This is a genomic window from Nocardioides sp. YIM 152315 (genome assembly GCF_029210375.1).
Classification (GTDB): domain Bacteria; phylum Actinomycetota; class Actinomycetes; order Propionibacteriales; family Nocardioidaceae; genus Nocardioides.
The window spans coordinates 15,035-28,036 of the sequence record NZ_JARGER010000026.1; the positions used below are offsets into that span (position 1 = coordinate 15,035).

Consider the following 13,002-nt stretch of genomic DNA (forward strand, 5'->3'; position numbering starts at 1 on the left):
CAGGGCAGGATCGGGGCATGAGCTATGAGGCAGCCGCAGGCCGCTATGACACCGACGCGACGGGGACGCAGTACCGCTACACGGGGCGCAGCGGGCTGAAGCTGCCGGCGATCTCGCTGGGTCTGTGGCAGAACTTCGGGACCGACCGGCCCGAGGAGACGCAGCGGGCGATCCTGCGGCGGGCGTTCGACCGCGGGGTGACGCACTTCGACCTGGCGAACAACTACGGCCCGCCGTACGGCCGCGCGGAGGAGAACTTCGGCCGCTACCTCGCCGACGATCTCCGGCCCTACCGCGACGAGCTCGTCATCTCGACCAAGGCGGGCTACGACATGTGGCCGGGCCCGTACGGTGAGGGCGGCGGGTCGCGGAAGTACCTGCTCGCGTCGCTCGACCAGTCGCTGACCCGGATGGGGCTCGACTACGTCGACATCTTCTACAGCCACCGCTTCGACCCGGAGACACCGCTCGAGGAGACGATGGGGGCGCTGGACCACGCCGTGCGCCAGGGCAAGGCGCTGTACGTCGGCATCTCGTCGTACTCCGCCGCGCAGACCCGCGAGGCGGCCTCGATCGCCCGCGAGCTCGGCACGCCGTTGCTGATCCACCAGCCGTCCTACTCCATGCTGAACCGCTGGATCGAGGAGGACCTGCTCGACGAGCTCGAGGCGCAGGGAATGGGCTGCATCGTCTTCACCGCGCTCGCCCAGGGCCTGCTCACCGATCGCTACCTCGACGGCGTCCCGGCCGACTCGCGCGCCGCGCGGGAGGGGTCGACGATCGGCGAGAGCCACCTCGACGAGGCGACACTGCGCCACGTGCGCCGGCTCGACGAGATCGCGCGAGGTCGTGGCCAGAAGCTCGCCCAGCTCGCGCTGCAGTGGACCCTGCGCGACTCCCGGGTCACCTCGGCCGTGATCGGCGCCAGCTCCGTCGAGCAGCTGGACACCAACCTCGACGCCCTGGCGTTCCCGCCGCTCAGTGACGAGGAGCTGCGGCTCATCGACGAGGACGCCGTCGAGGCGGGCATCAACCTGTGGGCGACCCACTCGTCGGAGTGAGCTTGCCCCGGCCGCGGGAGTTCTCCCACAGCTGACACCCGACCAGCACCAGTCCGGCGAGCAGCGCGCCCGCGATCACGTCGATCACGTAGTGCTCGGCGTAGTAGACGAGCGCCGTGGACATCGCGAGCGGGTAGAGCGCGAGCAGCCAGCGCCAGGGAGACCGGAGCCGCTGGATGCCGTACGCCGCGATGAGGAACGTGATGCCGGCGTGCAGCGACGGCATCGCGGCGACCGGGTTGCCGACACCGTGCAGGATTAGGTCGACGCGGTCCAGGCCGATGTCCGACCAGCCCCTCCCGGTGATCCGGGTGACGTCGGCGTCGAGCCAGCCCTCCTCCGAGGCCATCCACGGCGGCGCCATGGGGTAGAGGATGTAGACCGCGAGGGCGCCGAAGTTGATCGCCAGGTAGCGGCGCATCCAGGCGATCCACGCCGGCCGATTGCGGACCCACAGCACGGCAGCGATCGTCAGGCCCGTGAGGAAGTGCGTGGCGTAGACGGTCGTGAAGAAGAGGTCGTACCAGCGCGGCTCGCTCGTCTTGAGGCAGGGGTCGCCGCACCACGCGTCCTGCAGCCGCTCGGTCGGCGTGGTGCCGCCGCCGATCCATTCGTCGAAGTGGATCGGCGGGTAGACGTGGACGGGCAGCCCGAGCTCGTCGGTGAGACCACGGCTGTAGAAGTAGATGACCAGCCCGACGACCGGCAGCCACCAGTCCTTGAGGAAGTTCAGGTGGTAGCGCGGCCGCGCCTCGATGTTCCAGGCGATCGTGCCGACCCACAGCCACAGGAAGACCTGGACGGTGTCGTTGGGGATCCCGAGGGTCAGCGACCACGTCGCGAGGGCCGCGGCGTACGCCGCCATCGCGATCGCCCGGACGCTCCGGCGGGTGCCGGGGTAGGGGATCGGACGGAAGCGGAGGCTGACGTGATCGATCTCGTCTGCTCCCCGCGCCATGCCGGAAGTCTAGGGGGCCGAAAACACCGTGCCACCGGGGCGCGGATGACGGACAATCCTCCGACGTGGGACACGTGGACGTGGCAGGGGTGCGATACGAGCTGCCGGACGGGCGGGTGCTGCTCGACGACGTGTCCTTCCGCGTCGGCGAGGGCGCCAAGGTGGCGCTGGTCGGCGCCAACGGAGCCGGCAAGACGACGCTCCTGCGCATCATCACCGGCGACCTGACGCCGCACGCGGGCGTCGTGACCCGCTCGGGTGGGCTCGGCGTGATGCGCCAGATGGTGAGCGCCGACCTGGGCGCCGAGCCGACGGTCGCCGACCTGCTGCGCAGCGTCGCGCCCGCCCGGATCCGCGCGGCCGCCGACGAGGTCGACTCCTGCGAGCGGGCCCTGATGGACGTCGACGACGAGAAGACGCAGATGCGCTACGCCGCCGCGCTCGCCGAGTACGCCGACGCCGGGGGCTACGACCTCGAGGTCACGTGGGACGTCTGCACCATGGCCGGGCTCGGGGTGCCGTACGACCGCGCGCAGTACCGCGAGCTGCGCACGCTCTCCGGGGGCGAGCAGAAGCGGCTGGTGCTGGAGTACCTCCTGCGCGGTCCCGACGAGGTGCTGCTGCTCGACGAGCCCGACAACTTCCTCGACGTGCCCGGCAAGATCTGGCTCGAGGGGCGGATCCGCGAGTCCGACAAGACGATCCTGATGATCAGCCACGACCGCGAGCTGCTCGACAACACCGCGACCAGGGTGGTGACCGTCGAGCTCGGCTCGGCCGGCAACCTCGTCTGGACCCACCCCGGTGGGTTCGCGTCCTACCACGACGCCCGGCGCGACCGGTTCCTCCGCTTCGAGGAGATGCGCCGCCGCTGGGACGAGGAGCACGCCAAGCTCAAGGCGCTGGTGCTGATGTACAAGCAGAAGGCGTCGTACAACGACGGCCTGGCCAGCCAGTACAAGGCGGCGCAGACCCGGCTGCGGAAGTTCGAGGAGGCCGGGCCGCCGATCGAGCAGCCGCGCGAGCAGCAGGTGAGGATGCGCCTGAAGGGCGGCCGCACCGGCAAGCGCGCCGTCGTCTGCGAGCATCTCGAGCTCACCGGCCTGATGCGGCCCTTCGACCTCGAGGTCTGGTACGGCGAGCGGGTCGCGGTCCTCGGCTCCAACGGCTCGGGCAAGTCGCACTTCCTGCGTCTGCTCGCCGCGGGTGGCACGCGGCCCGACAAGGAGCACGAGCCGGTCGGCGACGTCGTCATCGAGCCGGTGCAGCACCGCGGGATGGCCCGCCTCGGTGCCCGGGTGCGCCCGGGTTGGTTCGTGCAGACCCACGAGCACCCGGAGCTGGTGGGCCGGACGCTTCTGGAGATCCTGCACCGCGGCGACGCCCAGCCGGACGGACGGGGCCGGGCCGGCATGGGCCGCGAGCAGGCCAGCCGCGTGCTCGACCGCTACGAGCTCAGCCACGCGGCCGACCAGCGGTTCGAGTCGCTGAGCGGCGGACAGCAGGCGCGCTTCCAGATCCTGCTCCTCGAGCTCTCCGGCGCGACGCTGCTGCTGCTCGACGAGCCGACCGACAACCTCGACGTCCAGTCGGCCGAGGCGCTCGAGGACGGTCTCGCCGCCTTCGAGGGCACCGTGCTCGCCGTGACCCATGACCGCTGGTTCGCCCGCGGCTTCGACCGGTTCCTCGTGTACGGCGCGGACGGCGGTGTCTACGAGTCCGACGAGCCGGTCTGGGACGAGACCCGCGTGGAGCGGGTCCGGTGAGCGGCATGGAGATCGTCGAGGTCGACCCGTTCGACGCGCAGCTGCTGGACCCGTGGCACGCGGTCTACCTCGAGGCGGAGCTCGCGGCCGGCGAGGGGGTGGCCGCGCCCTGGCAGCTCGAGGAGGTCCGCGCCCTCCTGCAGGCCACGGTCGCGAAGCACTGGATCAGGGGCTACGCCGGGGTCGTCGACGGCGAGGTCGTGTCGGCGGGATGGATCCGGACTCCGCTGCTCGACAACGTCGAGCGCGCCGAGCTGATGATCCAGACGGCCCCCGCCCACCGCCGCCGCGGCCACGGCACGGCGATGCTCGAGCACCTCGACCGGGTGGCCCGCGAACGCGGCCGGTCGATCCTGGTGGGCGAGACCGCGTGGCGCTACGACGCAGGCGCGTCGGGCGCCGGTGAGCCGGGTGCGGAGTTCGCCAGGGCACGCGGCTTCGAGCTGGCGCTCGGCGACGTGAAGCGCACCCTCGCGCTCCCGGTCGACGACGCGATCCTCGACGCGCTGACGGCCGAGGCGGCCGAGCGGCACACCGGCTACCGGCTGCGCTCCTTCGTCGGTCCGGTGCCCGACGACCTGCTGGACGGCTGGGCGCGGATGGTCGCCTCGCTGGCGATCGAGGCGCCCACCGGTGAGCTCGAGGTCGAGGCCGAGTCGCCCGACCCCGCCCTGGTGCGCGAGAACGAGGCCGTGCTCGCCCGCCAGGGGCGCACCAAGTACAACACCGTCGCGCTCGACCCCACCGGCGACCTGGTCGCCTTCACCGACATCGCGGCCACGATCCACGAGCCGGGCCGGGCCTACCAGTGGGGGACGCTGGTACGCCGCGACGCCCGAGGCCGCCGGCTCGGCCTGGCGGTGAAGGTCGCGAACCTGCGGCTGCTGCAGTCCGAGGCTCCGGACATCGCCGTGCTCACGACGTACAACGCCGAGGTCAACCGGCACATGATCGGGGTCAACGAGCGGCTGGGGTTCGTCCCGGTCGCCCGCCTCGGTGAGTTCCAGAAGCGCCCGTGAGCTGCGGCCCGTCGAGCCCGCGCGCCAGAGCTCGACGCCCAGGATGTCGGCGAGGTCGACGCCCCCCGGCGTCGGAGCAAGGAGAAGGGCCCCACCGGCTGACGGGAGACGGACCTGCTGGCCGGTGGGGCCCTCGGCCCCTCCCGAAGTCTCGGGCCTGGGAGGGGAGTCGGTGGATCAGGAGCTGGACGCGTCGGCGTCCGAGTCGAGCGTGAGCGTCGCGGTCTTGTCGTCGCCGTCGCGGGTGTAGGTGACGGCGACGTCGTCGCCCGGACGGTAGGAGCGGATGGTCGCCACCAGCGAGTCGGCACCGGTGATCACGTGGTCGTCGACCTTGGTGATGACGTCGCCCTTGGCGATGCCGGCCTCGTCGGCGGTCGAGTCGCCGATCACCTCCATCACCGCGGCGCCCTGGACGACCTCGCCTCCGTCCTGGTTCGCGGCGTCGGTCACCGAGATGCCGAGCCGCGCGTGGGTCGGGGCGTCGCCGTCGCGCATCTGCTCGACGATCGGCAGCACCTCGTCCATCGGGATCGCGAAGCCGAGGCCGATCGACCCGGCCTCGCCCTGGGAGGAGCTGGTCGTGCGGATCGAGGAGTTGATGCCGACGACGTTGCCGTCCATGTCGACGAGCGGGCCGCCGCTGTTGCCGGGGTTGATCGCCGCGTCGGTCTGGATGGCGGGGTAGGTCGTGCTGTTGCCCTCGCCGTCGCTGCCGACGTCGACCGGGCGGTCCAGCGCGCTCACGATGCCGCTCGTGACGGTGGAGTCGAGACCGAACGGCGAGCCGATCGCCACCACTCCCTCGCCGACCTCGAGGTCGCCGGACTTGCCGATGGTCGCCGGGGTCAGGCCCGAGACGTCCTCGGCCTTGATGACCGCGGTGTCGGTGAGCGGGTCGGACCCGACGATCGAGGCCTTGGCGGAGGAGCCGTCGTTGAGGAAGACGGTCATCGAGCCGCCGTCTCCGGCGATCGACGCGACGTGGTTGTTGGTGAGGATCTCGCCGTCGGAGCTGAGGATGATGCCCGACCCGGAGCCCTGGCCCTGGCTGCCGCTCACGTCGATCTTGACGACCGACGGGAGCACCTTCGCCGCCACCTGCTCGACGGAGCCGTCGGCGGCGGGCGAGTCGGGGGTGTCGACGACCTGCGAGGTGCGCGGGTCGGCGCTGCTGCCGCCGATCGAGCCGCTGTCGTCGTCGAGCGCGCTCCACGCCGCGGCGCCGCCGATCCCGGCACCGCCGCCGACGACGAGCGCGGTCGCGACGACGGCCGCGGCCAGGCCGGCCCGCCGCGGGCGCCGCTGGACGGGCAGCGTCGTCGTCTGCTCGGTCGGCTGCGCGGCGTACGGGCTCTCCGGCGGGCCCTCGGGGGGCGGCCCCTGGGGGGAGGGGTAGGAGAAGTACGGGTTCTGCGGAGTCTGCGGGCCGGTCGGCTGGTCGTCGGACATGCCTCCACTGTGTGGGTGCTGCCTGTGACGAGCCTGAGACGTCGCTGGACGCCCACGAAGAACCCGAGCGGGCTCAGACGACTCGTTCCAAGGGGTCGCACGCTGCGCGACGCTCAGCATCCACGCTGGCTGCGTTGCGGTCGCTCGTAGGACGGGAAAGTACGACGTCGCTCCCGCGCCTTGCCAGCGCGGCGCTGAGCGCCGCTCGCGGGCGCGACCCCTTGGAACAACCCGTCTCAGTCCGCCCGGTCGAGCGCCTCGGTCGCGAGCGTCATCTTCTTCAGCAGGGCGGCCAGCGTCGCTCGTTCGTCGGCATCCAGGGCGTGCACGACCTCGTCCTCGGCCCGGCCTCGGAGGTCCATCGCGCGGCGCCAGGCCGTCGCCCCGCTGCGGGTGACCTCGACGGCCACCCGCCGTCGGTCGTCGGGGTCGGCGTGGCGTTGGATCCAGCCGGCCCTCTCGAGGGCGTCCAGCCGGCCGGTCATGCCGGCGTTGCTGATGCCGAGGTCGGCCGCGAGCGTCGAGGGGCTGGCGCTCCCCGGGGTGTCCCGGATCATCAGGTGGTGCAGGGTCTCGTACTCGAAGTCCTGGAGGCCGAGCTCGGAGAGCACCTGCTGCGTGGACAGCCGGAAGTAGCGCTTGAGGCGGTCGATGCGCACCACGATCGCCTCGACGTCGTCCTCGAACGTCACGTCGACCCAGTGGTCCCGCCATCGCGCCACGTGCCGGTCGGCCCAGTCCTCGCTCTCCTGCGGCATGAGCCGATCCTACTCAATTAGGTAGCGAATAATTTGGTAGCGAAGTATTCTGCGGATCGTGGGTACCGACCTCGCCGCGCTCCGCCACCGGGACTTCCGCCTGCTCGTCACCGGCACGGCGACGAGCTCCCTCGGCAACGCGATCACCCCGATCGCGCTCGCGTTCGCGGTCCTCGACCTGGGCGGCTCGGCCTCCGACCTCGGCCTGGTCGTGGCGTCCTTCGCGCTGGCCCAGGTCGTCACCACGCTGTTCGGCGGCGTGCTCGGCGACCGGCTGCCGCGCAAGCTGATGATGGAGGGGTCCTCGGCAGGCAGTGCCCTGGCCATCGGCTTCATCGCCGCGTCGCTCGTCGGCGGCTGGGCGACGATCCCGATGCTGGCGGTGGTCGGCACGCTCGACGGCTGCCTCGCCGCGCTCAGCCAGCCCGCCTCCCGGGCGATGACGCGCGAGACGGTGCCGACGGACGTGCTCGGCTCGGCGGTCGCGCTCCGGGCGCTGCTCCAGACCTCCGCCAGCACGATCGGGTACGTCGTCGGCGGTGTCCTCGTCGCACTCGTCGGGTCGGGCTGGGCGATCGGCATCGACGCGGCGACCTACGCCGTGGCTGCGTTCTGCTTCTCCCGCCTGCGGGTGGAGCAGAAGGCCCCGGAGGGCGAGCGGCGCTCGATGCTCGCCGACCTCGGCGAGGGCGCCCGCGAGGTCTTCGCGCACGCCTGGCTCTGGCTGCTGATCGGGCAGGCGCTGCTCTACCACCTCTTCTACGGCGGCGCGCAGAGCGTGCTCGGGCCGATCGTCGTCGGCGACGGGTTCGGGCGGTCGGCGTGGGGCGTCGCGATGGGCACGCTGATGGCCGGCTTTGTCGTCGGCGGCCTGGTGTGCCTGCGCTGGAGGCCGCGCCGCAGCCTCTTCGTCGGCACGGTGCTGCTGAGCCTGACGGCGCTGTTCCCGCTCGCGATGGCGCTCTCCGACCAGCTGTGGCCGGTGCTGCTCGGTGCGTTCCTGCACGGCTTCGGCCTGCAGATCTTCGACGTGTTCTGGGACCTCTCGATCCAGCAGAACGTCGACCCCGAGAAGCTCGCCCGCGTCTACTCCTTCGACATCGTCGGCTCCTTCGTCGCGCGCCCCCTCGGCTTGGCGATGACGGGGCCGATCGCGACCGCGGTCGGTCTCGACGCCTGGCTGGTCGTCGTCGGCTGCGTGATGGGTGGGTCCGCCCTGCTGTCGCTCGTCTCCTCCGACGTCCGCCACCTGGCGCGGCGCGAGGACCCGGTCCGGTCCGCCGACCCCGGGTCGGGCACTCCGGAGACTGCGCCCGCTCCCGTGTGAGCGCTCCGTCCGGCGACGGTCAGGCCGGCAGCCCGCGCTCGAGCAGCGCGGCGCGCAGGCCCTCGGCGCCGGTGAAGAGGATGCCGTCCATGCCCAGCGCGGCCGCTGCGTCGACGTTCGACTGCTTGTCGTCGACGAAGACGAGCCGGTCGAGCGGGAGGCCGCTGCGCTCGGCGACGGCCTCGTAGGCACGCCGGTCGGGCTTGGCCGCCTTGATCGCGCCCGAGACGATGACGTCGTCGAGCAGCTGCAGGACCTCGAAGCGCTCCCGGGCGACCGGGAAGAGCTCGTCGGACCAGTTGGTCAGGCCGAAGAGCGGGACGCCCGCCTCGTGGAGGTCGCGCACGATCGCGATCGTGCCGGGCACCTCGGCGAGCGAGGTGGGGAAGTGGGCGAGGTAGGCCTCGGCGTGGGACACCCAGTGCGGGTGGGTACGGCGTACCTCCGCCATCCCGTCGGCCCAGCGGCGGCCGGCGTCCTGGAGATGGTTCCAGGCCATGAAGTCGAAGTCCGCGGCCTCGAGGAACCGGCGTGCCTCGTCGGACCCGAGGCCGGCCGCCACCGCTGCGGCCGGGTCCCAGTCGATGAGCACGTTGCCGAGGTCGAAGACGACCCCGGCGGGGCTCATGCCCAGCGCTCGGCGGCGGGCGTGAAGTCGAGTCCCCGGTCGCCGGTGTAGATCTGCTTGGGCCGCGCGATCTTCTGCTCCTTGTCCTGCACCAGCTCGGACCACTGGGCGAGCCAGCCGGGCGTGCGGCCGATCGCGAACAGGACGGTGAACATCTCCGGCGGGAACTGGAACGCCTCGTAGATCAGGCCGGAGTAGAAGTCCACGTTGGGGTAGAGCTTGCGCTTGACGAAGTAGTCGTCCTCGAGCGCGATCTTCTCGAGCTCCTGGGCGATCTCGAGCAGCGGGTTGACCCCGGTGACCTCGAAGACGTCGTCGCAGGCCTTCTTGATGATCGTCGCGCGCGGGTCGTAGTTCTTGTAGACCCGGTGACCGAAGCCCATCAGCCGCTCGTTGCCGTCCTTCACGCCCTTGATGAAGTCCGGGATGTTCTCCTTGCTGCCGATGCGCTTGAGCATTCGGAGGACGGCCTCGTTGGCACCGCCGTGCAGGGGGCCGTAGAGCGCGCCGATGCCGGCCGCCACGGCGGAGTAGGGGTCGACCTGCGAGGAGCCCACCGAGCGCACCGCGTTGGTCGAGCAGTTCTGCTCGTGGTCGGCGTGCAGGATGAACAGCACGTCGAGGGCCTTGACCAGGCGCTCGTCGGCCTCGAACCGCGACTCGCTCATCTTGAACAGCATCGAGAGGAAGTTGGCCGTGTAGCCGAGGTCGTTGTCCGGGTAGACGTACGGCTTGCCCTGCGCGTGGCGGAACGCCCAGGCGCCCAGCGTCGGCATCTTGGCGATCATCCGGACCATCTGGATGTGGCGGTTCTCCGCGTCGCTGATGTTGCGCGCGTCGGGGTAGAACGTCGAGAGGGCCCCCACCGACGCCATCAGCATCCCCATCGGGTGCGCGTCGTAGCGGAAGCCCTGCATGAACGACTTGACGTTCTCGTGGACGAACGTGTGGTAGGTGATCTCGTGCACCCACGCGTCGTACTCGGCCTTGCTCGGCAGCGAGCCGTGGATGAGGAGGTAGGCCACCTCGAGGAAGCTCGACTTCTCCGCGAGCTGCTCGATCGGGTAGCCGCGGTACTCCAGGACCCCCTTCTCCCCGTCGATGTAGGTGACGGAGCTGCGGCACGACGCGGTGTTCACGAAGCCGGGGTCGTAGACCGCGAGGCCCGGGGTGTCGTCTCCGGCCTTGATCTGGCCCAGATCGGCGGCCTTGATGGCGCCGTCGGAGATCGGGACCTCGTACTCCTGTCCGGTGCGGTTGTCGCGGACGGTGAGAGAATCAGTCACCCGCCCAACCTAGTCGGCGGCGTGGCGGGGTGCGAACCCGGTGTCCGCGGAAGACGCTGTGATGTTTCCGTCAGCCCGGATTCGACACCGCAGGTTTGGCGCCCGTACTCTTGTCAGTCGCGCCTCCTGCCGCGCCCGGACACCCCACGGAGTCCAGGTGCAGACCCGGTGCCCCGTCCTTGCGAGGGGGATGTCGGGCAGTGTTCGTCAGAGGGCGTGGCTCCACCGCCCCGGGACGACTGGGTCCCGCGGGTCCACCACGAACGAAGGAAGTTCCTCCGTGCGCACGTACGCCCCGAAGCCCGGTGACGTCACCCGGGAGTGGCTCGTCATCGACGCCACCGACATCGTCCTCGGCAAGCTCGCCGCCCAGACCGCCAACCTCCTGCGCGGCAAGCACAAGCCGATCTTCGCCCCGAACGCCGACACCGGTGACTTCGTCATCATCGTCAACGCCGAGAAGGTCGCCCTCTCCGGCACGAAGAAGACCACGAAGCTGGCCTACCGCCACTCGGGCTACCCGGGCGGTCTCTCGGCCACCCCGATCGGCGAGGTCCTCGAGAAGGACGCCCGCAAGGCCATCGAGAAGGCCGTGTGGGGCATGCTCCCGAAGAACAAGCTCGGCCGTCAGATGCTGAAGAAGCTGAAGGTCTACTCCGGGCCCAACCACCCGCACCAGGCCCAGAAGGCCACTCCGTTCGAGATCAAGCAGATCTCCCAGTAATCGTCCCCCCTCTCGAGCAGAGCGTCGAGAAGTCTGAGTGAGGAACTTTCATCGTGGCTGACACCACCGAGGTCGAGGAGACCTACGAGACCAACGAGCAGGGCATCGCCTACAGCTCCGAGAGCGCACCGTCCGCCGACGCCCCCGAGCGTCCGGCGACCATCGCCCCCGCCGCGGCCACCGGCCGCCGCAAGGAGGCCGTCGCCCGCGTCCGCATCGTCCCCGGCACCGGCCAGTGGACGATCAACGGCCGGGCGCTCGACTCCTACTTCCCCAACAAGCTGCACCAGCAGGTCGTGAACGAGCCGTTCGCCGCGCTGCAGCTCGAGGGTCGCTTCGACGTCATCGCCCGCATCCACGGCGGCGGCATCACCGGCCAGGCCGGCGCGCTGCGCCTGGGCGTGGCCCGCGCCCTGAACGCGGTCGACGTCGACGCCAACCGCCCGACCCTGAAGAAGGCCGGCATGCTCACCCGTGACGCCCGCGTCATCGAGCGCAAGAAGGCCGGTCTGAAGAAGGCCCGTAAGGCCCCGCAGTACTCGAAGCGCTGATTCTGGAACGCGTGCCGGGCACCTCGCGGCGTTGTCGCCGCTCGACGACCCGCTTCGCTCGACGGTCGCCTTCGCGGCTCCGCCTTGCGAGGCACTCCGGCGCGCGTCCCAGAAGGTTGCCGTCATGACGAGAATCTTCGGCACGGACGGGGTCCGGGGCCTGGCCAACGGTCAACTGACCGCGGAGCTGGCCCTGGACCTGTCCGTCGCCGCCGCTCGTGTCCTGGCCTCCCGGGGCGAGTTCGAGGGCCATCGCCCGCTCGCCGTCGTGGGCCGGGACACGCGTGTCTCCGGGCAGTTCCTCGAGCATGCCGTCGTGGCCGGCCTCGCGTCGGCCGGAGTCGACGTCCTCCGACTCCGGGTGCTGCCCACGCCGGCGGTCGCCTACCTGACCCAGGCGCTCGGCGCCGACCTCGGCGTCGTCATCAGCGCGTCGCACAACCCGATGCCCGACAACGGCATCAAGTTCCTCGCCAGCGGTGGCGTCAAGCTCGACGACGCCGTGGAGCGGGAGATCGAGCAGCACCTCGACCAGGCGTGGGCACGGCCCCTCGGTGGCGCGGTGGGCCGCGTCACGCCGTACGCCACGCCCGTCGACGAGTACGTCGCCCACCTGGTCGGCACGATCGCCGAGCCGCTCGCCGGGATCAAGGTCGTGCTCGACTGCGCCCACGGCGCGGCGTACGAGGCCGGCCCGGCGGCGCTGCGCGCGGCCGGCGCCGAGGTCATCGCGATCAACGCCGAGCCGGACGGCCTCAACATCAACGACGGCTGCGGCTCCACACATCTGGAGGTGCTCCGCGCCGCCGTGATCGAGCACGGTGCGGACGCCGGGTTCGCGCTCGACGGCGATGCCGACCGCTGCCTGGCCGTCGACCACGAGGGCACCGACGTCGACGGCGACCAGATCCTGGCGATCCTCGCGCTCGGCATGGCCGAGTCCGGACACCTGCCCAAGAACACCGTCGTCGCCACCGTGATGAGCAACCTCGGCTTCGTGCAGGCCATGAGGGCCGCCGGCATCGGGGTGCGCCAGACCAAGGTCGGCGACCGCTACGTGCTCGAGGCCATGCGGGTGTCCGGCTACGGCCTCGGGGGCGAGCAGTCGGGGCACGTGATCATGAGCGAGCACGCCACGACCGGCGACGGCGTGCTCACCGCGCTGCACGTGCTGGAGCGGATGGCCGGCACAGGCCGCACCCTCCAGGACCTCGCGTCCGTGGTGACGCGGCTGCCGCAGGTGCTCGTCAACGTCCCCGATGTCGACAAGGCGCGCGCCGACGACGACCCGGTGGTCGCCGCCGCGGTCGCCGAGGAGGAGGCCGCGCTGGGCGACACCGGCCGGATCCTGCTGCGCCCGTCGGGCACCGAGGCCCTGGTGCGGGTGATGGTCGAGGCCGCGACGGCCGAGGAGGCCCGTGCCGTCGCCGAACGGCTCGCCGACGTCGTCAAGCGCGAGCTCAGCCTGTAGG

The 13,002-nt window shown here is 71.2% G+C and carries 12 protein-coding genes; 7 read left to right on the forward strand and 5 right to left on the reverse strand.

The window, feature by feature from the left end; translation table 11 throughout:
* The first annotated feature begins 17 nt into the window (after positions 1–17).
* On the forward strand, positions 18–1,061 hold the full coding sequence (gene mgrA, locus PZ894_RS08205; protein ID WP_275744013.1) for an L-glyceraldehyde 3-phosphate reductase: 1,044 nt from the start codon (positions 18–20) through the stop codon (positions 1,059–1,061).
* Here the strand turns inward: mgrA and PZ894_RS08210 are convergent.
* The gene (locus tag PZ894_RS08210) at positions 1,030–2,019 is read right to left on the reverse strand and encodes a phosphatase PAP2 family protein (RefSeq protein WP_275744014.1); all 990 of its coding nucleotides are present in this window, start codon (positions 2,017–2,019) and stop codon (positions 1,030–1,032) included. The genes mgrA and PZ894_RS08210 overlap by 32 nt on opposite strands.
* Before the next feature lie 65 nt (positions 2,020–2,084).
* On the opposite strand from PZ894_RS08210, the gene PZ894_RS08215 reads away from it, so the two are divergent.
* Entirely contained in the window at positions 2,085–3,785 is a 1,701-nt protein-coding gene (locus PZ894_RS08215) for an ATP-binding cassette domain-containing protein (protein ID WP_275744015.1), read from the forward strand.
* A gap of 5 nt (positions 3,786–3,790) precedes the next feature.
* Complete coding sequence (locus PZ894_RS08220) at positions 3,791–4,804, forward strand: GNAT family N-acetyltransferase (RefSeq protein WP_275744051.1); 1,014 nt, start codon at positions 3,791–3,793, stop codon at positions 4,802–4,804.
* A gap of 177 nt (positions 4,805–4,981) precedes the next feature.
* On the opposite strand, the gene PZ894_RS08225 is transcribed toward PZ894_RS08220, so the two are convergent.
* Together PZ894_RS08225 and PZ894_RS08230 are read right to left on the reverse strand one after the other, a co-directional pair.
* Positions 4,982–6,256, reverse strand: a complete 1,275-nt coding sequence (locus PZ894_RS08225; protein ID WP_275744016.1) for a trypsin-like peptidase domain-containing protein — start codon at positions 6,254–6,256, stop codon at positions 4,982–4,984.
* A 236-nt stretch (positions 6,257–6,492) separates the two neighbouring features.
* Complete coding sequence (locus PZ894_RS08230; protein ID WP_275744017.1) at positions 6,493–7,014, reverse strand: MarR family transcriptional regulator; 522 nt, start codon at positions 7,012–7,014, stop codon at positions 6,493–6,495.
* Between the two features lie 58 nt (positions 7,015–7,072).
* On the opposite strand from PZ894_RS08230, the gene PZ894_RS08235 reads away from it, so the two are divergent.
* Positions 7,073–8,341, forward strand: a complete 1,269-nt coding sequence (locus tag PZ894_RS08235; RefSeq protein WP_275744018.1) for an MFS transporter — start codon at positions 7,073–7,075, stop codon at positions 8,339–8,341.
* 19 nt (positions 8,342–8,360) lie between these two features.
* Here PZ894_RS08235 and PZ894_RS08240 read toward each other — a convergent pair whose 3' ends face one another.
* Both PZ894_RS08240 and PZ894_RS08245 read right to left on the reverse strand, forming a co-directional pair.
* The gene (locus PZ894_RS08240) at positions 8,361–8,969 is read right to left on the reverse strand and encodes an HAD family phosphatase (protein WP_275744019.1); all 609 of its coding nucleotides are present in this window, start codon (positions 8,967–8,969) and stop codon (positions 8,361–8,363) included.
* On the reverse strand, positions 8,966–10,255 hold the full coding sequence (locus PZ894_RS08245; RefSeq protein ID WP_275744020.1) for a citrate synthase: 1,290 nt from the start codon (positions 10,253–10,255) through the stop codon (positions 8,966–8,968). The genes PZ894_RS08240 and PZ894_RS08245 overlap by 4 nt, the downstream gene beginning before the upstream one ends.
* 280 nt (positions 10,256–10,535) lie before the next feature.
* Here PZ894_RS08245 and rplM point away from each other — a divergent pair, with 280 nt between their 5' ends.
* The 3 genes from rplM (at position 10,536) to glmM (ending at position 13,001) form a co-directional block, all read left to right on the forward strand.
* Positions 10,536–10,979 carry a 50S ribosomal protein L13 gene (gene rplM, locus PZ894_RS08250; protein WP_275744021.1) on the forward strand — a complete coding sequence of 148 codons (444 nt, stop codon included), beginning with the start codon at positions 10,536–10,538 and terminating at the stop codon, positions 10,977–10,979.
* 53 nt (positions 10,980–11,032) lie between these two features.
* A complete protein-coding gene (gene rpsI / locus PZ894_RS08255; RefSeq protein WP_275744022.1) occupies positions 11,033–11,530 on the forward strand; it encodes a 30S ribosomal protein S9 in 498 nt (165 codons plus the stop codon).
* A gap of 124 nt (positions 11,531–11,654) precedes the next feature.
* On the forward strand, positions 11,655–13,001 hold the full coding sequence (gene glmM, locus PZ894_RS08260; RefSeq protein WP_275744023.1) for a phosphoglucosamine mutase: 1,347 nt from the start codon (positions 11,655–11,657) through the stop codon (positions 12,999–13,001).
* The last annotated feature ends 1 nt before the right edge of the window (position 13,002 follow it).

Excerpts from the sequence above, each read along its gene's own strand:
- mgrA (WP_275744013.1), top strand. The coding sequence starts at position 18 with ATGAGCTATGAGGCAGCCGCAGGCCGCTATGACACCGACGCGACGGGG.
- PZ894_RS08210 (WP_275744014.1), bottom strand. The coding sequence starts at position 2,019 with ATGGCGCGGGGAGCAGACGAGATCGATCACGTCAGCCTCCGCTTCCGT.
- PZ894_RS08220 (WP_275744051.1), top strand. The coding sequence starts at position 3,791 with ATGGAGATCGTCGAGGTCGACCCGTTCGACGCGCAGCTGCTGGACCCG.
- PZ894_RS08225 (WP_275744016.1), bottom strand. The coding sequence starts at position 6,256 with ATGTCCGACGACCAGCCGACCGGCCCGCAGACTCCGCAGAACCCGTAC.
- PZ894_RS08230 (WP_275744017.1), bottom strand. The coding sequence starts at position 7,014 with ATGCCGCAGGAGAGCGAGGACTGGGCCGACCGGCACGTGGCGCGATGG.
- PZ894_RS08240 (WP_275744019.1), bottom strand. The coding sequence starts at position 8,969 with ATGAGCCCCGCCGGGGTCGTCTTCGACCTCGGCAACGTGCTCATCGAC.
- glmM (WP_275744023.1), top strand. The coding sequence starts at position 11,655 with ATGACGAGAATCTTCGGCACGGACGGGGTCCGGGGCCTGGCCAACGGT.